This window comes from Nocardioides sp. DN36, from assembly GCF_055380375.1.
On sequence record NZ_AP043823.1, the window covers coordinates 2,187,402 to 2,206,156 of the forward strand.

General features: G+C 73.0%; 18 protein-coding genes. 9 read left to right on the forward strand and 9 right to left on the reverse strand.

Features of this window, described 5'->3' with window-relative positions:
• Nucleotide 1 precedes the first annotated feature (1 nt).
• The 3 genes from ACZ43H_RS11380 (at nt 2) to ACZ43H_RS11390 (ending at nt 3,153) form a co-directional block, all read left to right on the forward strand.
• A complete protein-coding gene (locus ACZ43H_RS11380) occupies nt 2-1,249 on the forward strand; it encodes a hypothetical protein (protein ID WP_464590362.1) in 1,248 nt (415 codons plus the stop codon).
• Nucleotides 1,250-1,255: 6 nt separating this feature from the next.
• The gene (locus ACZ43H_RS11385) at nt 1,256-2,683 is read left to right on the forward strand and encodes a M20/M25/M40 family metallo-hydrolase (protein ID WP_464590364.1); all 1,428 of its coding nucleotides are present in this window, start codon (nt 1,256-1,258) and stop codon (nt 2,681-2,683) included.
• A 62-nt stretch (nt 2,684-2,745) separates the two neighbouring features.
• Entirely contained in the window at nt 2,746-3,153 is a 408-nt protein-coding gene (locus ACZ43H_RS11390; RefSeq protein ID WP_464590366.1) for a helix-turn-helix domain-containing protein, read from the forward strand.
• Between the two features lie 43 nt (nt 3,154-3,196).
• Here the strand turns inward: ACZ43H_RS11390 and ptsP are convergent, their stop codons facing one another.
• Nucleotides 3,197-4,912, reverse strand: a complete 1,716-nt coding sequence (gene ptsP / locus ACZ43H_RS11395; protein ID WP_464590368.1) for a phosphoenolpyruvate--protein phosphotransferase — start codon at nt 4,910-4,912, stop codon at nt 3,197-3,199.
• A 104-nt stretch (nt 4,913-5,016) separates the two neighbouring features.
• On the opposite strand from ptsP, the gene ACZ43H_RS11400 reads away from it, so the two are divergent.
• From ACZ43H_RS11400 to ACZ43H_RS11415, 4 genes are read left to right on the forward strand one after another with little or no spacing between them, the layout of a single operon-like run.
• Nucleotides 5,017-5,790, forward strand: coding sequence for a DeoR/GlpR family DNA-binding transcription regulator (locus ACZ43H_RS11400; protein ID WP_464590370.1), 774 nt, complete (start codon nt 5,017-5,019; stop codon nt 5,788-5,790).
• A complete protein-coding gene (locus ACZ43H_RS11405) occupies nt 5,787-6,746 on the forward strand; it encodes a 1-phosphofructokinase family hexose kinase (protein WP_464590372.1) in 960 nt (319 codons plus the stop codon). The genes ACZ43H_RS11400 and ACZ43H_RS11405 overlap by 4 nt, the downstream gene beginning before the upstream one ends.
• Before the next feature lie 2 nt (nt 6,747-6,748).
• Nucleotides 6,749-8,851 carry a PTS fructose transporter subunit IIABC gene (locus tag ACZ43H_RS11410; protein ID WP_464590374.1) on the forward strand — a complete coding sequence of 701 codons (2,103 nt, stop codon included), beginning with the start codon at nt 6,749-6,751 and terminating at the stop codon, nt 8,849-8,851.
• Between the two features lie 49 nt (nt 8,852-8,900).
• Nucleotides 8,901-9,158, forward strand: coding sequence for an HPr family phosphocarrier protein (locus tag ACZ43H_RS11415; RefSeq protein ID WP_379183917.1), 258 nt, complete (start codon nt 8,901-8,903; stop codon nt 9,156-9,158).
• Nucleotides 9,159-9,244: 86 nt separating this feature from the next.
• Here ACZ43H_RS11415 and ACZ43H_RS11420 read toward each other — a convergent pair whose 3' ends face one another.
• The 8 genes from ACZ43H_RS11420 to rimP all read right to left on the reverse strand — a co-directional run bounded on the left by ACZ43H_RS11420 (nt 9,245) and on the right by rimP (nt 17,518).
• Nucleotides 9,245-10,246: a hypothetical protein gene (locus ACZ43H_RS11420; protein ID WP_464590376.1), complete on the reverse strand. Its 1,002-nt coding sequence runs from the start codon at nt 10,244-10,246 to the stop codon at nt 9,245-9,247.
• Nucleotides 10,243-11,184 (reverse strand): bifunctional riboflavin kinase/FAD synthetase, encoded by a 942-nt coding sequence (locus ACZ43H_RS11425; protein WP_464590378.1) that lies wholly within the window; start codon nt 11,182-11,184, stop codon nt 10,243-10,245. Before ACZ43H_RS11425 ends, ACZ43H_RS11420 begins: the two co-directional genes overlap by 4 nt.
• Nucleotides 11,185-11,207: 23 nt before the next feature.
• Nucleotides 11,208-12,110, reverse strand: a complete 903-nt coding sequence (gene truB, locus ACZ43H_RS11430) for a tRNA pseudouridine(55) synthase TruB (RefSeq protein WP_464590380.1) — start codon at nt 12,108-12,110, stop codon at nt 11,208-11,210.
• On the reverse strand, nt 12,107-12,568 hold the full coding sequence (gene rbfA / locus ACZ43H_RS11435; RefSeq protein WP_464590382.1) for a 30S ribosome-binding factor RbfA: 462 nt from the start codon (nt 12,566-12,568) through the stop codon (nt 12,107-12,109). The genes truB and rbfA overlap by 4 nt, the downstream gene beginning before the upstream one ends.
• A 67-nt stretch (nt 12,569-12,635) precedes the next feature.
• A complete protein-coding gene (gene infB / locus ACZ43H_RS11440; RefSeq protein WP_464590384.1) occupies nt 12,636-15,485 on the reverse strand; it encodes a translation initiation factor IF-2 in 2,850 nt (949 codons plus the stop codon).
• Nucleotides 15,486-15,618: 133 nt separating this feature from the next.
• Nucleotides 15,619-15,831, reverse strand: coding sequence for a YlxR family protein (locus ACZ43H_RS11445; protein ID WP_464590386.1), 213 nt, complete (start codon nt 15,829-15,831; stop codon nt 15,619-15,621).
• A 206-nt stretch (nt 15,832-16,037) separates the two neighbouring features.
• Nucleotides 16,038-17,012 carry a transcription termination factor NusA gene (nusA, locus tag ACZ43H_RS11450; protein ID WP_464590388.1) on the reverse strand — a complete coding sequence of 325 codons (975 nt, stop codon included), beginning with the start codon at nt 17,010-17,012 and terminating at the stop codon, nt 16,038-16,040.
• On the reverse strand, nt 17,012-17,518 hold the full coding sequence (gene rimP, locus ACZ43H_RS11455) for a ribosome maturation factor RimP (protein WP_464590390.1): 507 nt from the start codon (nt 17,516-17,518) through the stop codon (nt 17,012-17,014). Before rimP ends, nusA begins: the two co-directional genes overlap by 1 nt.
• 110 nt (nt 17,519-17,628) lie before the next feature.
• On the opposite strand from rimP, the gene ACZ43H_RS11460 reads away from it, so the two are divergent.
• Complete coding sequence (locus ACZ43H_RS11460; protein WP_464590392.1) at nt 17,629-18,198, forward strand: hypothetical protein; 570 nt, start codon at nt 17,629-17,631, stop codon at nt 18,196-18,198.
• Nucleotides 18,195-18,629, forward strand: a complete 435-nt coding sequence (locus ACZ43H_RS11465) for a ferritin-like domain-containing protein (RefSeq protein WP_464590394.1) — start codon at nt 18,195-18,197, stop codon at nt 18,627-18,629. Before ACZ43H_RS11460 ends, ACZ43H_RS11465 begins: the two co-directional genes overlap by 4 nt.
• Nucleotides 18,630-18,755: the final 126 nt, after the last annotated feature.

The following is an 18,755-nucleotide window of genomic DNA, read 5'->3' on the forward strand; positions in this document are numbered from 1 at the left end:
GATGCTGACCGAGAAGCAGTACCAGGAACGGCTCGACCGGATCCAGGCGCTCCGCCAGCAGGTCGCGGACCAGCTGTCCGGCAGCCTGGTGTCCAACCCAGCGCTGGCCGAGGAGCTGAACCAGCAGATCGACGACCTGGAGGCCGCGGCGGTCCAGGCGGACGGCGACGCGGCGGCGCCACCGGACCGCGGGCTCGCCGCCCTCGTCGGGATCGGGCCGGAGGCCGCCCAGGACTTCGGCGACACCCTCACCACGCACGGCGTCACGCCGTACGACGAGACCGTCAACTCCGAGCGCATCGTCGCGGTCGGCGACCTCTACTACCTCTACCAGCACGAGCAGATCGGCGTCTTCAAGGTCGTGCAGAAGCTCAAGGAGCTCTTCGAGAGCGGCGCCGTCCGGCTCTCGGCGGGGCCCGGCGCCTACCGGCTCTACCAGTTCGACCGGCGCGACGTGCTGCGCTACACCCGCAAGGACCGGCACGACGCCTACCGCCGGGTGCTCGGCTACGGCCGCGGGCTGGGCTCGGCGCAGAGCAGGCCGAACACCGACTTCCACATGCTCTTCGGACACTTCGTCAACCAGGTCACGCTGTTCTGGCGCGACAAGCGGATCTCCGACGTCATCAGGGAACGCGCGATCGACCCGAGCTTCGGCTCGATCGCGGTGGTCAGGCGCGCCGGTCTCGACCTGCGCAACAACCTGAAGTTCACGTCCTTCGGCCACCTCAACGTGATGCGCATCGAGGTCATGCAGGTGCTCGAGGAGTGCTTCCGGATCCTGGGGTCCGAGGACGTCAAGGACCTGTTCGGGGCGGACAACGCCTGGGACGTGGTCGACGAGGTCCTGATCCGCTACTTCGACGAGCGGCTGCAGAGCTCGCCGCGCCAGCGGATGGCCGTCACCGGCCGCGACGTGTTGCGCTGGCTGGCCGGCCCACACATCCTGGAGACCTCGCGCGGCGAGTTCGAGGCGATGCTGATGAACATCGCGGAGCCCGCCGAGGAGTGGCTCACCTCCGCCCAGGCGATGAGCCTCGCGCGGCGCACCGGCAGCGACCGGGTGCTGCCGTGGGAGCAGCTCGGTCAGTCCGGCATCGCTGCCCCGGTGGCCGAGCGCAGTCCGCTCACGGTGCCGCCGGGGCTGGTGCAGCCGCGACGGACGGTGCCTCCGGTCTACCCGCGCCGCGGGGGCCGCGGCACCTACCGCGGCGGGCGCGCCGGGGTACGCCGCCCCGCGCCGCGCTGACCGCACGTGGACGCCCGTCTCGGGGCGGTCCGTGCCTCCGGGGCGCGCGCGGCGGTGGCGGCGCTGCCCCGGCTCGAGGACTGGCTCCGCATCCCGTCGGTGAGCGGCTCCCCCGCGCACGCGGGTGACGTGGACCGCGCGGCTGCGTGGGTCGCCGGCTGGCTGCGGCGGGGCACGCCCGCGGTGAGCACGCGGCGTACCCCCGCGGGACCGGTCGTGGTCGCGCGCACGCCCGCGCGGCACGGCCGTCGGACCCCCGTCACGGTGGTCTACGGGCACCTCGACGTGAAGCCGCCCGGCCCCGGCTGGTCCACACCGCCCTTCGAGCCCACCCGGATCGGGCACCGCCTGCAGGCGCGCGGCGCCAGCGACGACAAGGGCCAGGTGATGGCACACCTCGTCGCGCTCGCGGCCTGGTCGGCGGCGGGGGGTCCGCCGGGTGAGGTGGTGACGGTGGTCGACGGCACGGAGGAGGTCGGGAGCCCGGACCTCGAGGCCGTGCTCGGGTCCTGGCGGCGGGGTCCCCTGGCCGGCCCGGTGGCCGCGGTCGTGGTGACGGACACCCGCGCGGCGGGGCCGGGACGGCCCACCGTCACGGTCTCGCAGCGCGGGGCGGTCCCGCTGCGGGTGACCGTCGACGTGGGCGGGTCGCCCGTGCACGCCGGCCGGCTGGGCGGTGCGGTGGTCGACCCCTCCCTCGTCCTCGCCGGCGCGCTCACGCGCGCGTCGGCCGCGCTCGCTGCGCTGGGCTCGCCGTGCCAGTCGCGCGCACCTCTGCCACGTGACGCCGACGTCCGTGCGGCCGCCGGCGCACGCGCCGTGCACGAGCGGGACCTGGCCGCGCGGGTCACGCGCCGCGGTGCGCTGACCGTGAGCAGGCTGCGTGCGAGCGCCGCCGCCGGCGCGGTGGCCTCGCGCGCCGCCGCGGACGTCGACGTACGCCTGCCGCCCGCGGCGGACCCGGTGCACGCGCTCCGCGTGGTCGGTCGCGCCCTGCGCCGCGGCCTGCCGCCGGGCGTGCGCCTGCACGTGACGGCCGGGCGCGCGACGCACGGCACCTGCCTCGAGCCGCCCGACCGGGTGCGCGCGGCCGTGCGCGCGGCGTGCCTGGCCGGTTACGGGCGCGCACCGGTGGACGTCGCGTCGGGCGGGTCGATCCGCGCAGTGGACGTGCTCGCGCGGGCGCTCGGCACGCCGCCGGTGCTGCTGGGGCTCGGTCCTGCGGACGACGGCGCGCACGGCCCCGACGAGCACCTCGACCTGCGGGACTGGGCGGCGGCCGTCGACACGCACGTCGTCCTCCTGGCCGAGCTGGCGTCAAGAGGCCGAAAGCCCTACGCACACACGGCTCCCGCACCGGTAGCCTCGGCTACGGTCGAGTCCAGACTCGGAGCATGGGGACCGCGTAGAGCGACGAGCTCGGGAGTCACATGACAACGCCCAGCGACCCAATGACACATCGCAGCGGGACCACGGCGCCACGCCTCGCCGATCCCGTGATCGCCCCACCCCCGCCGCGCCTGGCGGACGCCGACGCGGCGCGGCTCGCGGACCTGTGCGAGGACCTCGCGGAGGCGGTGCGGGCCGGCGGCTACCACACCGACGAACGCGAGGGCGTGCTCCTCGACGTCACCATCGGGCGCGTGCGGTGCCTGCTGATCGAGCAGGAGCCGGCGCTGCGCGTGACGCTGTCACCGCGCGAGCGCCAGGTCGCGCTCATGGTGGCGCACGGCCGCACGAACCAGTCGATCGCGACGTCCCTCGACATCAGCGTCTGGACCGTGTCCACACACCTGCGCCGGATCTTCGCCAAGCTCGCGGTCTCCAGCCGCGCGGAGATGGTGGCGAGGCTCGTCTCGGACCACGACTACGCGCCGCTCGTCGCGCCGGACGACCCGCCCTGAGGACGACCCGCTCCCGCCGCGCGGGCTCGCGCGGTGGAGTGCCTCAGCCCTCGACCAGCGCGAGCACGGCCTCGCGGGCCGCGCGCGGGTCCGACGCGGCCAGCGCGGCCTCGGCGGCGTCCTCGCAGGTGTCCATGGCCACCGTCGACAGCCGCGCCCCGACCGGGCGGACGGCCGCGGCGGCCATCGACAGCGACGTGATGCCCATGCCGACCAGCGCGCACGCCAGCAGCGGGTCCGCCGCCGCCTCGCCGCACACGCCGACCGGCTTGCCGGCCTGCCGGCCCGCCTCGGCCGTGATCGCGATCAGCTGCAGCACGGCCGGCTGCCAGGGGTCGGTGAGGTGGGCGAGGTCGGTGGCCATGCGGTCCGCGGCCATCGTGTACTGGGTCAGGTCGTTGGTGCCGATCGAGAGGAAGTCGACGACCTCCAGCATCCGGTGGGCCAGCAGCGCCGCGCTCGGCACCTCGACCATGACGCCGGCCTTGAGACCACGGGCGCGCACGCTCTCGGCGAACTCGGCCGCCTCGGCGACGGTGGCCACCATCGGGGCCATCACCCAGGCCTCCGTGCCGGTCTGCCGGGCCGCCGCCGCGATCGCGTCGAGCTGCCGCTCCATCAGGCCGGGGTTGCCGAAGGACAGGCGCAGCCCGCGCACGCCCAGGGCGGGGTTCTCCTCGCCCTCGAGGGTCGCGAAGGCGACCGGCTTGTCGGAGCCGGCGTCCAGGGTACGCACCACGACGTACCTGTCGTCGTCGAAGGCGCCCAGCACCTGCGCGTAGATGTCGGTCTGCTCCTCCACCGACGGCTCCTCCTTGCGGTTGAGGAAGCACAGCTCGGTCCGGAACAGACCGACCCCCTCCACCGGCGCCTGCGCCGCGGAACGGGCGGACTCGCCGTCCGCGACGTTCGCCAGGATCTTCACCGCCACGCCGTCCGCGGTCGCACCGGGGCCGGCCCAGGTCGCGAGCGCCTTGCGGGCCTCCTGGTCGGCGGCGACGCGCTGCTCGGCGACGGCAGGGTCGGGGTGCGTCTCGACCGTCCCCGCCGTGCCGTCGACCAGCAGCGGGGTGCCGGAGGCGATGCCGAGGGCGCCCGCCGTGCCCACCACGCACGGGATGCCGAGCTGGCGGGCGATGATCGCGGTGTGGCTGGTGGGCCCGCCCCGCTCGGTGACCAGGGCCACGACCACCGTGGGGTCGAGGCCGGCTGTGTCGGAGGGAGCGAGGTCCTCCGCGACGAGCACCGAGGGGCGCTCGGGCGTGGGCACGCCCGGCTCGGGCTCGCCGACGAGGTGGGCGAGGACGCGTCGCTCGATGTCGCGCAGGTCGGTGACCCGCTCGGCCATCAGGCCGCCCATGCCCGTGAAGACCGACACGAACTGCTCGACCCCTGCGTGCAGGGCGGACAGCAGGTCGTCGCCGCTGCGCAGGTGCTTGCGCACCGCGCTGCGCAGCCCCTTGTCCCGCGCCAGGCCTGCACTCGCGGTGAGCACCTCGGCGGCGGCGCCCGACGCGGCGTCGGCCTTGCGCTGGAAGCCGTCGGCCACCGTGCCGACTGCGCCGTCGAAGGCCGCGAGCGCGGCCTCCTCGTCGAGGGATGCGCCGTCGAAGGCCGAGACCGCGGCCGGGGACACCTCGGTCCGGGCGACCAGGGCGGGGCCGTGCGCGACGCCGGGCACCACCGGGGTGCCGTGCAGGAGGACGGGCTCGTGGGCCTCGGAGGCGGAGCCGGGCGGGGTGTCGGTGCTGGTGACCATGGTCACAAGTTAACCCCTCGAACCCCTTGACAGTCAACACGTTCGGGCGTAAAACAACAGATACGCAGATTCACCCCACAGCTTCGCTCGAGAGGAGGACGCTGATGAGCATGTACGCCGAGGAGCGTCAGCAGGCGATGGCCCAGCTCGTGGCCGAGCGCGGCCGGCTGGCGGTCGCGGTGCTGGCCGAGGAGTACGACGTCACGACCGAGACAGTACGCCGCGACCTGTCCACGCTCGAGCGCATGGGCCTGGTCCGTCGTGTCCACGGTGGCGCCGTCCCCGCGCACAGCCTGGCGGTCATCGAGTCGGGCCTCGTCGAGCGCGACGCGGCGAACACCAGCGAGAAGGACCAGATCGCCAAGGCCAGCCTCGAGCTGCTGCCGCCGGCCGGATCGACCGTGCTCATCGACGCCGGCTCGACCACGAGCCGGCTGGCCAGCCTCCTCCCCCGCGACCTGCGGCTCACCGTCGTCACCCACGCCGTCCCGGTCGCGGCGAGGCTCGCGGGCAACCCGCAGATCGAGCTGCACCTGCTCCCGGGCCGGGTCCGGTCGACCACGCAGGCGGCCGTCGGCCCCGAGACCGTCACCGCGCTGGCCAACCTGCGCGTCGACCTGGTCTTCCTCGGCACCAACGGCATCACCGCCGACCACGGCCTCACCACGCCGGACTGGGACGAGGCCGCGACCAAGCGGGCGATGGTGGCGAGCGCCCGACGCAGCATCGTGCTGGCCGACGCGAGCAAGATCGGCACCGAGTCGCCCCAGCGCTTCGCCTCGCTCGAGGACGTCGACGTGCTCGTGACCGACAACGGGATCACCCCGGCCGACCGTCGTGAGCTCACCCGTGCCGGCCTGGAGGTCGTCGTCGCATGATCGTCACGCTCACCCCCAACCCCAGCCACGACCAGACCGTCGCCCTGCCCCACACGCTCGCGCGCGGCGCCGTGCAGCGCGCCGACTCCGTGACCTCGCAGGCCGGCGGCAAGGGCGTCAACATCTCGCGGGCCTCCGTCTCCGCCGGCATCCCCTCGATCGCGGTGCTCCCCGCACCCGCCGAGGACCCGTTCGTCCTCGAGCTGCTCGCCGCCGGCATCGACTGCCGGCCGGTGCACACGACCGGTGCGCTGCGTGTCAACATCACCGTGAGCGAGCCCGACGGCACCACGACCAAGCTCAACAGCCCCGGCCCCACCGTGACGCCCGAGGTCCTCAGCGGGCTGACCGACGCGCTGCTGCGCAGGGCCATCTCCGCCGACTGGCTGGTGCTGGCCGGCTCGCTGCCGCCCGGCGCCCCCGTCGGGTGGTACGCCGAGCTCGTGGGCGTGCTGCGCGAGCACGGCGCCCGGATCGCCGTCGACACCAGCGAGGGACCGCTGGCCGCCCTCGTCGACGGCCTCCCCGGCAGTGCACCCCACCTGATGAAGCCCAACGGGGAGGAGCTCGCCTCCTTCACCGGTGGCGACGCCGAGCTGCTCGAGTCCGACCCGGCGGCCGCGGCCAAGGCGGCCCGGACGCTGGTCGAGCGAGGTGTCGAGACCGTGCTGGCCACGCTCGGCAGCAACGGCGCGGTCCTGGTCAACGCCGAGGGTGCCTGGCACGCCGCGCCCCCGCCCACCACCGTCGTCAGCACCGTCGGTGCGGGCGACTCCAGCCTCTTCGGCTACCTGCTCGGGGACATCCGGCGACGGACCCCGGCCCAACGACTCGCACTGGCCGTGGCCTACGGCAGTGCGGCAGCCGGACTTCCCGGCACCACCATCCCGCTCCCCTCGCAGGTCACGCCCGAGCTCGTCTCGGTCCGGGACCTCGACCTCACCCAAGGAGGGTGACGATGTCCGACCTGATCACCACAGATCTGGTTCGCCTCGATGTAGACCTGGGCTCCGACAAGCTCGGTGTCATCCGGGCCCTCGCCGACGTCGTCGGGGGCGCGGGCCGCGCCGTCGACACAGGGCAGCTGGCCGAGGACGCCCTGGCCCGCGAGGCCACCTCGTCCACCGGGCTGCCCGGAGGCATCGCGATTCCGCACTGCCGCACCACTGGAGTCGAGGACCCCACCCTGGTCTTCGCCCGGCTGAGCCCCACCGTCGACTTCGGCGCCAAGGACGGCCCCGCCGACCTGGCCTTCCTCATCGCGGCGCCGGCCGGTGGCGACAACACCCACCTCCAGCTGCTCACCAAGCTCGCGCGAGCCCTGGTCAAGCCGGCCTTCACCGACGCGCTCCGCGCCGCCGAGACGCGCGAGGACGTGGTCGGCCTGATCGAGCACGAGCTGGGGATCGCGCCCGCCACCACCGCAGCCGCCACTGCCGGCGCGACGGCCGCCACCACCACGGCCGCGGCGGCCGCCGGCTCCGGCACCACGACGTCCGGCGGGGGTGCCACCACGGCCACGGCCACGACCGGGCGCAGCCTGGTCGCGGTGACCGCGTGCCCCACCGGCATCGCGCACACCTACATGGCTGCCGAGGCCCTGGAGGCGGCGGCGGGCCGCGCCGGCGTCGACATCACGGTGGAGACCCAGGGCTCCGCCGGCTCGACGCCGCTGCACTACGACACGATCGCCGCGGCGTCGGCGGTGATCTTCGCGGTCGACGTGGGCGTGCGCGACCGGCACCGGTTCGCCGGCAAGCCGGTCGTCTCCTCGGGCGTGAAGCGGCCCATCGACGACGCCGACGCGATGATCGCCGAGGCGCTGCGGTACGCCGACGACCCGAACGCCCCGCGTGTCGAGGGCGCCGTCTCCGCTGCGGAGGAGTCACACGGCGGCGAGAGCTGGACCCACCACGTGCGCCGCGTGCTGATGACCGGCGTGTCGTACATGATCCCCTTCGTCGCAGCCGGGGGTCTGCTGATCGCCCTCGGCTTCCTGTTCGGCGGCTACGAGATCGTCGGCCCCGCCGGTGACATCGTGGTCAAGAACAACCTGTTCAACCTGCCCGACACCTCCGCGCTCGGGCTGGACCACGCCCTGTTCGACAACGGCTTCTTCGCCTACATCGGCGCGGTGTTCTTCGTCCTGGGCGCCACGGCCTTCAAGTTCCTGGTGCCGGCGCTGGCCGGCTACTGCGCCTTCGCGATCGCGGACCGGCCCGGCATCGCCCCCGGCTTCGTCATGGGCGCCCTGGCGGTCGACCTGGGTGGCTTCGGCCTCCCCCAGAGCGGCTTCCTCGGCGGCATCATCGGTGGTGTCCTCGCCGGCTTCATCGCCCTGTGGATCACCCGCTGGAAGGTCTCCCCGTGGGCGCGCGGCCTGATGCCGGTCCTGGTCATCCCGCTGCTGACGACGCTGATCGCCGGGATCCTGATGATCGTGGTCCTCAGCAAGCCGCTGGGCAACCTGATGGACCAGCTCACCAAGGGCCTGAACAACATGAGCGACAACTCCAGCCTGTCCATCCTGCTGGGCGTGATCCTCGGCCTGATGATGGCGTTCGACATGGGCGGCCCGCTCAACAAGGTCGCCTACGCCTTCGCCACCGCCGGGCTCGGTGCCGCGGCGACCGCCTCGGGCGACGCCCCGGAGCTGAAGGTCATGGCGGCCGTCATGATCGCGGGCATGGTGCCGCCGCTGGGTCTCGCCCTGGCCACCGTCATCCGTCCCGGCCTGTTCAGCCTGCCGGAGCGCGAGAACGGCAAGGCGGCCTGGGCGCTCGGCGCGTCCTTCATCACCGAGGGTGCGATCCCGTTCGCGGCGGCCGACCCGCTGCGCGTCATCCCGTCGATCATGGCCGGCAGCGCGGTGGCCGGCGGGCTGGCGATGGCCATGGACGTCACCCTGCGTGCGCCGCACGGCGGCATCTTCGTCCTGTTCGCCGTCGGCCACGTCCTGGGCTTCCTGATCGCCCTCGTCGCCGGGACGCTCGTCGCGGCCTTCAGCGTGGTCGCCCTGAAGTCCCTCGGTGAGAGCGACGCCGAGCTCGAGCCCGTCTGAGCCCCACCTGTCCTGCAAGGATCGAACTCCCCACCACTGAAGGAGAGCCATGCCCACCAAGTCCGTCGTCGTCGGTTCCGCCGTCGGCCTGCACGCCCGCCCCGCCGCGATCATCTCCGAGGCGGCAGCCGACCTCGACCACGAGGTGCTCATCGGGATCCCCGGCGACGAGCCGGTGGACGCCAGCTCGGCGCTGCTGATCATGACCCTCGGCGCCGGCAAGGGCGCCACGGTCGAGATCTCGGGAGACGACCAGGCAGCGGTCGACGCGATCGCGGCCCTCGTCGAGAAGGACCTCGACGCCTGACTCGTTGAGCTGGGCCTCATTCACACATGAGATGGGCCTCGTTCCGGCCGGAACGAGGCCCATCTCAACGCCGAACGAGGCCCAGCTCAACTGACGGGGGTGGCGCGGTTGCGCAGCTCGAGGTAGACGGCGCGAACACCCACGGCCCGCTCCATCTCCTCCATCACTCCCCCGAAGAACTGCTCGCGGTAGGTCTCGTCGGTGACCGTCGACACGGTCAGGTAGAGCCCGGAGAACGCCGAGAGGAAGATCGAGACCTGCAGCAGCGCCACGGAGACGCTCTTCGCCCCGGGGATGCTGTGCGTGGGCGAGGTCAGCCAGGCGTCCATGACGGGCCCGGTCATGATCATCGACCCGAAGACCACCAGGAACACGAACACCGACAGCGTGACCAGCAGGACCTGCACGAGCTGGACGACCGCCAGCACGATCACGAGGTTCCAGCGCTCGTAGCCGCCCACCTCGGCGTGCGCGGCCGGGTCGGCCTCCGGGTCCTCGACCAGCTCCCGGCTGGCGGCCTCCAGGGGGGTGCCGCGGCAGGCGTCGAGCAGCATCCGGTCGGTGACGTCGTCGTCGACCCGGTCGACCTCCTCGGGCAGCCGCACCAGCAGGAAGCCGACGGCGAGCACGACGAAGAGCAGCACGGCCATGACCAGCGCACCGGCCGTGAGGTTCGAGGCGACCTGCCACACCTCGGTGTTGATGAACAGGAACGTGATGAAGAGCAGCAGCAGCGGCAGCGCCCGGGTGGTCATGGGCAGCAGCGTGCGCAGGCTGCCGAAGGTCCGGGTCAGCGCCCACCGCACGATCGGTGCCGCGTGCAGGGCCGTCAGGGCGTACCACGTGGCGCCGGCCAGCAGGAGGAACGCGAGGGTGGCCGGGCCGAGCGTCAGCTGGTCGGCGAACCAGGCCAGCAGTCCGCCGGCCCCGGTCGCGACCAGGACGACCAGCAGCACCAGCGGCACGATCCGCCGCAGCTGCAGGGCCTGGCGCACGTGCGCCCGCTGCTCCGGGACGAAGTAGGTCAGTCCGTGGTGCAGGAACCAGTCCTCGGCGGCCTGCACCCGGTCGGTGGGAGCGGTCCTCACGAGGCCTCGCCCAACAGCTCTCGCGCCCGGCTGACGTCGTCGTCCATCTGGACCACGAGCTTCTCGACCGACTCGAACGCGACCATCCCGCGCAGCCGCTCCACGAACGACACCTCGACCTCGACGCCGTACAGCTCGAGGTCGTCGCGGTCGAGCACGTAGCTCTCCACGCGCCGCTCCCGCTGCCCGTCGAAGGTGGGGTTGGTGCCGACGCTGATCGCCGCCGGGAAGCGCTCCCCGGAGTCGAGGCGGCGCAGCCACCCGGCGTACACGCCGTCGGCGGGCGCGGCGGTGAGGGTGCTGGTGGGCACGTTCGCGGTCGGGTACCCGAGCTCGCGGCCCCGCTGGTCACCGCGGACGACGGTGCCGCGGACGACGTACGGACGGCCCAGCGCCTCGGCGGCGCCGGCGACGTCACCGGTGGCCAGGCAGGTGCGGACGTAGGTCGAGGACCAGACCTGGGGGCCACCGTCGAGGGGGATCCCCTCCGCCTCGAACCCGTGCACCGCGCCGGCCTCCACCAGGCTCGCCACGTCGCCGGCCGCGCGGTGGCCGAACCGGAAGTTGGCACCCACGACCACCGCGGCGGCCCGCAGGCTCGACACCAGCACCCGCTGGATGAACTCCTCGGGCGTCCACGCGGCCATGTCGCGGTCGAAGGGCAGCACCAGCACGGCGTCCGCCCCGCTGTCGGCCAGCAGCCCCGCCCGCGTCTCGACCGAGGTCAGCGAGGAGGGCGCGTGCTCGGGCCGCAGCACCGCCATCGGGTGCGGGTCGAACGTGACCGCCACCAGGGTGAGGCCGCGCTCGTCGGCCACCTCGCGGGCGCGAGCGAGCACGTGCCGGTGCCCGAGGTGCACGCCGTCGAAGTTGCCGATGACCACGGCAGTCGGGCCCAGGTCGGCAGGGACCTCGTCGAGGGATCGCCAGATGCGCACGGCCAGAAGACTACTTGCGCGGCTCAGACGAACACCGCGACGGCCCGGGCAACGCCCGCGCGCGGCTCGTAGAGGGCCAGGAACTCGCCGTCCGGGTCGAACACCGCGGTGAGGCCGTCGAGGTCGAGGTCGAGAGCCCGCCCCACGCGTACGTCATCGGCGTGGGCCCGGTCCAGGTCACGGCCCGGGAAGGCCCGGCGGGCCGCCTCGGCGATCGGCATCGCGGCGAAGTCCTCCGCGAGCTGGTCCAGGGTCCGCGCGGCCGCGAGGTCGTAGGGTCCGACGGCGGTACGCCGCAGCGCCGTCAGGTGGCCGCCGACGCCGAGCCGTGCCCCGAGGTCACGCGCGATCGCCCGGACGTAGGTGCCGCTGGAGCAGCGCAGCGAGAGGTCGACGTCGAGGTGGTCGTCGACCGCCCGCACGTCGTGCACGACGAGCTCGTGCACGGTGACCGGGCGCGCCTGGAGCTGGACGTCCTCCCCCTCGCGAACGCGCTGGTAGGCGCGCTTGCCGTCCACCTTGATCGCGGAGACCGCGGTCGGCACCTGCTCGATGTCGCCCACGAAGTCCGCGAGGGCGGCCCGCACGGCCACCTCGTCGATCCCGCGGGTGGAGGCGGTGGCGGTGACCTCCCCCTCGGCGTCGTCGGTCGTGGTGGCGACGCCGAGGCGCACGGTGGCGTCGTACGCCTTCTCGGTCAGCATCAGGTGGCCCAGCAGGCGGGTGGCCCGGTTGACGCCGAGCACGAGCACCCCGGTCGCCATCGGGTCCAGCGTCCCCGCGTGCCCCACCTTGCGGGTGCCGGCCAGCCGGCGGACCCGCGAGACCACGTCGTGCGAGGTGATGCCGGCCGGCTTGTCGACGACGACGAGGCCCGACGCGGGGGCCGGAGCCGGGACCCGGACCGAGGTGTCCGGGCCGGTCACAGCTCCCCGTCGTCGTCCGTGTCGTCGTCGGCCTCGCGCGGCTTCTTGTACGGGTCACTCTCACCGGCGTACGTCGACCCGCGCCGCGCCGCCGCCTCCTCGTCGAGCGCCTTGGCCCGGGCCAGCACCTCGTCGAGGTGCCGCGCGTTCTCGGGCAGGGCGTCGGCGACGAAGGTGAGCGACGGGACGTGGCGCATGCCGAGCTGCTTGCCGACCTCCGAGCGGAGCAGGCCCTTGGCCGACTCCAGCGCCGCGGCCGTGCCCGCGAGGGCCTCCTCCTCGGCGCCCTCCTGCCCGAGCACCGTGTAGAAGATCGTCGCCTGCTGGGTGTCACCGGTGACCCGGACGTCGGTCACGGTCACGAACCCGAGCCGAGGGTCCTTGACGCGACGTTCCAGCATCTCCGCGACGATCACCTGGATCCGGTCCGCGATCTTGCGCACCCGTGGGTTGCTCATGTTCCTACTCTCTCAAATGCCCGAGTCGGCGCCAGTTCCGGGGAACTGGCGCCGACTCGGTGATGGATCAGCTGCGCGGGATCTCGCGCATCTCGAACGCCTCCACGACATCGCCTTCCTTGATGTCCTGGAAGTTCCGCAGCACCAGACCGCACTCGAAGCCCTCGCGGACCTCCGAGGCGTCGTCCTTCTCCCGCTTGAGCGAGGCCAGGTCGAGGTTGTCCGCGACCACGGCACCGTCGCGGATGACGCGCACCTTGGCGTTGCGGCGGATGACACCGGAGGTGACCATGCAGCCGGCGATGTTGCCGATCTTGGACGAGCGGAAGATCGCGCGGATCTCCGCCTGACCCAGGGTCGACTCCTCGAACTCCGGCTTGAGCATGCCCTTGAGGGCCGCCTCGATCTCCTCGATCGCCTGGTAGATGACCGAGTAGTACCGGATCTCGACGCCTTCCTTGTCGGCCATCTCCGTCGCCTTGCCCTGGGGCCGGACGTTGAAGCCGATGATGATGGCGTCGGAGGCCGCGGCCAGGTCGACGTTGGTCTCGGTGATGGCACCGACACCGCGGTCGATGACCCGGATGCCGACCTCGTCGCCGACGTCGATCTTCGCGAGGGCGTCCTCGAGGGCCTCGACCGAACCGGACACGTCGCCCTTGAGGATCAGGTTGAGCTCCTGGCTCTCGCCCTTCTCCATGGAGGCCATGAAGTCCTCGAGCGTACGACGCACCCGACGCTTGGCCTGCATGGCCGCACGCTCTCGCGCCTCGCGCTTCTCGGCGATCTGACGGGCCATCCGGTCGTCGTCGACCACGATGAAGTTCTGACCCGCACCGGGCACCGCGCTCAGACCGAGGACCATCGCCGGACGCGACGGGTCGGCCTGGGCCAGCTCGTTGCCGTGCTCGTCGAGCATGGCGCGGACGCGGCCGTGGGCCGGACCGGCCACGATCGAGTCACCGACCCGCAGCGTGCCGCGCTGGACCAGCACGGTCGCCACCGGACCACGACCACGGTCGAGGTGCGCCTCGACCACGAGACCCTGGGCGTCCTGGCCCGGGTTGGCCCGCAGGTCCAGGGACGCGTCGGCGGTCAGCACGACGGCCTCGAGCAGCTTGTCGAGGTTGAGCTCGGACTTGGCCGAGACGTCGACGAACATGGCGTCGCCGCCGTACTCCTCGGGCACCAGGCCGTACTCGGTCAGCTGGCCACGGACCTTGGTCGGGTCCGCCTCCGGCTTGTCGATCTTGTTGACCGCGACCACGATCGGCACGCCGGCGGCCTTGGCGTGGTTGAGCGCCTCGACCGTCTGCGGCATCACGCCGTCGTCCGCCGCGACCACCAGGATGGCGATGTCGGTGGCCTGGGCACCACGGGCACGCATGGCGGTGAACGCCTCGTGACCCGGGGTGTCGATGAAGGTGATCCGGCGCTCCTCGCCGTCCACGTCGGTCATGACCTGGTAGGCACCGATGTGCTGGGTGATGCCACCGGCCTCCTTGTCGACGACGTTGGCGTTGCGCAGCGCGTCGAGGAGCTTGGTCTTTCCGTGGTCGACGTGACCCATGACCGTGACGACCGGCGGCCGCACGACCAGGTCGGACTCGTCGCCCTCGTCCTCACCGAACTCGAGGTCGAAGGACTCCAGCAGCTCGCGGTCCTCGTCCTCGGGCGAGACGACCTGCACGACGTAGTTGAGCTCCTCGCCGAGCAGCTCGAACGTCTCGTCGTTGACCGACTCGGTCGCGGTCACCATCTCGCCGAGGCTGAACAGCATCTGCACGAGCGCCGCCGCGTCGACGCCGATCTTCTCGGCGAAGTCGGTCAGGGACGCGCCACGCGGCAGACGGACGATCTCGCCGTCGCCCTTGCGGACGCGCACGCCACCGATCGTCGGGGCCTGCATGGCCTCGAACTCCTGACGACGGGCCCGCTTCGACTTGCGACCACGGCGCGAGGGGCCACCCGGGCGACCGAAGGCACCCTGGGTCTGACCACGCTGGCCGGGACGCCCGCCACCGGGACGACCGCCACCTGCGGGGCCGAAGCCACCGGGACGACCGCCGGCACCGGGAGCACCCGCGCCACCGCGACCGGGGGCACCGCCACGACCGGGAGCACCGCCGCGGCCGGGAGCGCCCGGACGACCGGGAGCACGACCGCCGGGGCCCTGGCCGAACGCGGCCGGGGACTTGGGCATCATCGCCGGGTTGGGGCGCGGCATGCCGGGACGACCCGGTGCGCCGCCGCCGTCACGACCGGCCGGCGGACGCGGCGGACGCTGCTGCTGGTCGCCGCCACCGGGGGCGCCGCCACCGGCAGCAGGACCGCGGTCGCCGCCCGGAGCGGGGCGACGGCCCATGCCCTGGCTGGACGAGAACGGGTTGTTGCCGGGGCGCGGCGTGCCGCCGGGCTTGCCGACAGGGCGGGGCGCCGGGGCCTTGGGGGCCGGGGCGGCCGGGCTCGGCGTCGCCGACGCGGCCGGAGCCGCGGGCTCGGCCGGGGGTGCCGGCTTCTCGGCCGGGGCCTGGCGCGGACCCGGCTTGGGAGCTGCCGGGGCCTTGGCGGCGGGCGCGGCCGGGGCTGCCGGCTGCGCGGGCGCCGGGGCGGCCGGCTGGGCCGGGGCCTCGGCGGCGGGTGCCTGGGGGGCCGGAGCCGGCGGCCTGGGAGCAGCCGGCGCCTTGGCGGCGGCGGGCTTCTCGGGCGCCTTCTCGGCGGGAGCCTCGGCAGGGGCGGACGCGCCAGCAGCCTTCAGCTGCTCGCCGAACTCCTTCTTGAATCGCATCTCGACAGGGGGCTCGACGGTCGACGATGCCGACTTGACGAACTCCCCCATCTCCTTGAGCTTCTCGAGAACGAACTTGCTCTCGACGCCGTACTGCTTGGCGAGCTCGTGAACTCGGGTCTTAGCCACGCTTCTCCTTCTGGCCTCAGACCCGGGTCCAGCGACGCTGGGGGGAAACCTGAGACCGTTAGTGGTTGTGCAAACTCATCGCGAAGTACTCATCGAGTGCTCATGAGCTGCTGCTCCAGTTTCTGTCGGTCGATCACGGTTGGACTGCGCGCGAGCCGAGGTGGTCCCCCACCGGTGCGCTGGACAGCCCGACCCCGGCCCGGAGGGCACGGGTGAAGGCTTTGCGACGCACCGCGAGGTCGTAGCACCCGGAGGTGGGGTGCAGGTGCGCTCCCCGACCGGGTGCGGTGCCGTCGGGATCGGGCACGACGGCCGGGTGGCCGCTCGCGTCCGAGCCGGCGGTCACCCGCAACAACTCGCGTTTCGTGGCCCGCTGTCGACAACCGATGCAGGTCCTGACCGGCCCCGACGAGATGTCAGGATCCGGGCAGGGAGCAGAGACGTGTTGGCGGACCACTGGTGACAACTCTACCGTGCGCGGCCACCTGTTATCGAACCGAGGTGGTTCGGCTCACTCACCACGACCCTCGACGGAGCGCCGGGGGCGACGCCTCAGCCCTCGGCGGCCTCGTCGCTCCTGATGTCGATCCGCCACCCGGTCAGGCGGGCGGCCAGGCGGGCGTTCTGCCCCTCCTTGCCGATCGCCAGCGACAGCTGGAAGTCCGGCACCACGACCCGGGCCGACTTCGCGGCCGCGTCGATGATCTCGACCGAGGTGACCCGGGCCGGGGACAGCGCGTGCGCCACCAGCTCGGCCGGGTCCTCGGACCAGTCGACGATGTCGATCTTCTCGCCGTGCAGCTCCGACATCACGTTGCGCACCCGCTGACCCATCGGGCCGATGCAGGCGCCCTTGGCGTTGACGCCGGGCGTGCGCGAGATGACGGCGATCTTGGTGCGGTGGCCGGCCTCGCGTGCGATCGCGGCGATCTCGACGGTGCCGTCGGCGATCTCGGGGACCTCGAGCGCGAAGAGCTTCTTGACCAGGTTCGGGTGGGTCCGGGACAGGGTGATCTGCGGACCACGCATGCCCTTGCGCACCGAGACGACCAGGCACTTGATCCGCGTCCCGTGGGCGTAGTTCTCACCCGGCACCCGCTCACCGACCGGCAGCAGGCCCTCGATCTTGCCCAGGTCGACCATCACGTCGTCGGGGTTGCGCCCCTGCTGGATGACACCGGAGATGATGTCGCCCTCCTTGCCGGAGAACTCACCGAACTTGATGTCGTCCTCGGCGTCACGCAGGCGCTGCAGCATGATCTGCTTCGCGGTCGTCGCGGCGATCCGGCCGAAACCGGCCGGCGTGTCGTCGTACTCCCCGACGACGTTGCCCTCGTCGTCGACCTCCGAGGCGAGCACGCTCACGTGACCGGTCTTGCGGTCCAGCTCGACGCGCGCCTGCTCCTGCGCGCCCGGCGTCTTGTGGTACGCCGTGAGCAGGGCCTGCTCGATGGCCTCCACGAGGACGTCGAAGGAGATCTCCTTCTCCCGCTCCAGCATCCTCAGGATGCTCAGGTCGATGTCCATCAGGCGTCCTCTTCTTCTTCGTCGTCGCCGGCGCCCGGCTTGCGGTTGAACTCGACCTGCACGAGGGCCTTGGTGACGTCGGCGTAGGCCACGTCGCGCGACGTGCCCGCCACGTCGAGCGTGGCCCTCTCGTCGTCGCTGGCCGTGATCCGGCCAGTGACCGCGGAGCCGTCGGCCAGGGTGACCTTCACCAGCCGGTCGGCGTTGCGTCGCCAGTGCCGCGGCAGCGTGAGCGGCCGGTCCACGCCCCGGGAGGTCACCTCGAGGGTGTAGGGCTGCTCACCCATCACGTCGGACTCGTCGAGCACCCGGGAGACCTCGCGCGTCGCGTCGGCGACGTCGTCCAGCGTCACGCCACCGTCCTTGTCGACGGCGACCCGGAGGATCCGTCGCTTGCCGGCCGGCGAGATCTCGACGGCCTCGACATCGAGGCCCAAGGCACTCAAGGGGTCGACGAGCTCTGTCTCGATCCGGTCCCGGGTGGCGTCCTGCCTGGCACTGCTCACGGGTGCGCGACCTCCTTGTGCTGTTGTCGAACATCCACGATACCGGCTGGAGCCCGCACACTTCACCCGGCCGCGAGGCGCCCCCGGGTCGCGGCGATAGGGTCGTCGCCGTGCCCGCCGCTCCCCTCCCGTCCCCGCGCCCCGTGGCGACCCGGCGCGCGGCCCTGGGCGCCACCGTGGGAGGCGCCCTCGTCGGCCTCGGCGCGCTGGCCGGGTGTGACGCGGATCGCGACCCGGCGACAGCCCGGCCGGGCGTGTCGACCGGGGCCGCCGCCACCGCGGACCCGGACGCCGCTCTCGTCTCCGACCTCGTGGAGGAACTGGGCTCGCTGACCTCGCTCACCGGACACGTCGAGGCGACCTATCCCCGACTGGCCCCGACCGTGCGACCGTTCCGCGAGCTGCACGCCGCCCACCTGCGGGCCCTGGGCGAGGAGCCTCCGGACTCGTTCGCCCACGGCGGCCGGTTCTCCGGTCCCGAGGCCGCGTTGCGCGAGGTGCGAGCCCGCGAGGAGCGCGCCCAGCGCCGGCTCGTCGATGCCGCGGCGGCCGCCCGCAGCGGCGCGCTCGCCAGGCTGGTGGCCTGCATGTCCGCCGGCGCCGCCCAGCACCTCGCGGTGCTGCCCGGCGCCTCGATCCCGGCGGTCACGTCGGCGACGGCCGGGGAGGTCGCGGGATGACCACGGTGGGTGCGCTCCAGACCACGATCGCGGCCGAGCACGCGGCGGTCTACGTGTACGGCGTGCTGGGCGCCCAGACCTCCCGGTCGCGCACCCCGGAGCTCTACGCCGCGATCTCGGCGGCGTACACCGAGCACCGGGCCCGGCGTGACGTGCTGGCCCGCGCGATCACCGATGCCGGCGAGGACCCGGCCGCCGCGGCGCCGGCGTACGAACTGCCTGCCCGTCTGGACCGGTCGGCGGTGGTCACCCGGACCGCCCGCGAGGTCGAGGAGCGGTGCGCCGCGACGTACGCCGCGCTGGTGGCGAGCACCGAAGGAGACCGCCGACGCTGGGCGATCGGGGCCCTGAACGACGCAGCGGTCCGTGTGCTCGCCTTCCGGGGAACTCCCGAGATGCTCCCCGGAGCTGACGAGTACACGGACCGCTGAGGGCCTGGGAATCGAGGCCGTTGGAGGAGCCCGCCCGATGTGGGGGGGACCGACGGGCTCCTCTGCTGTGCAAAATCATGCAACACCGCCGAGCGGTATGCGATGGGGATCGATCCTCACAATCCT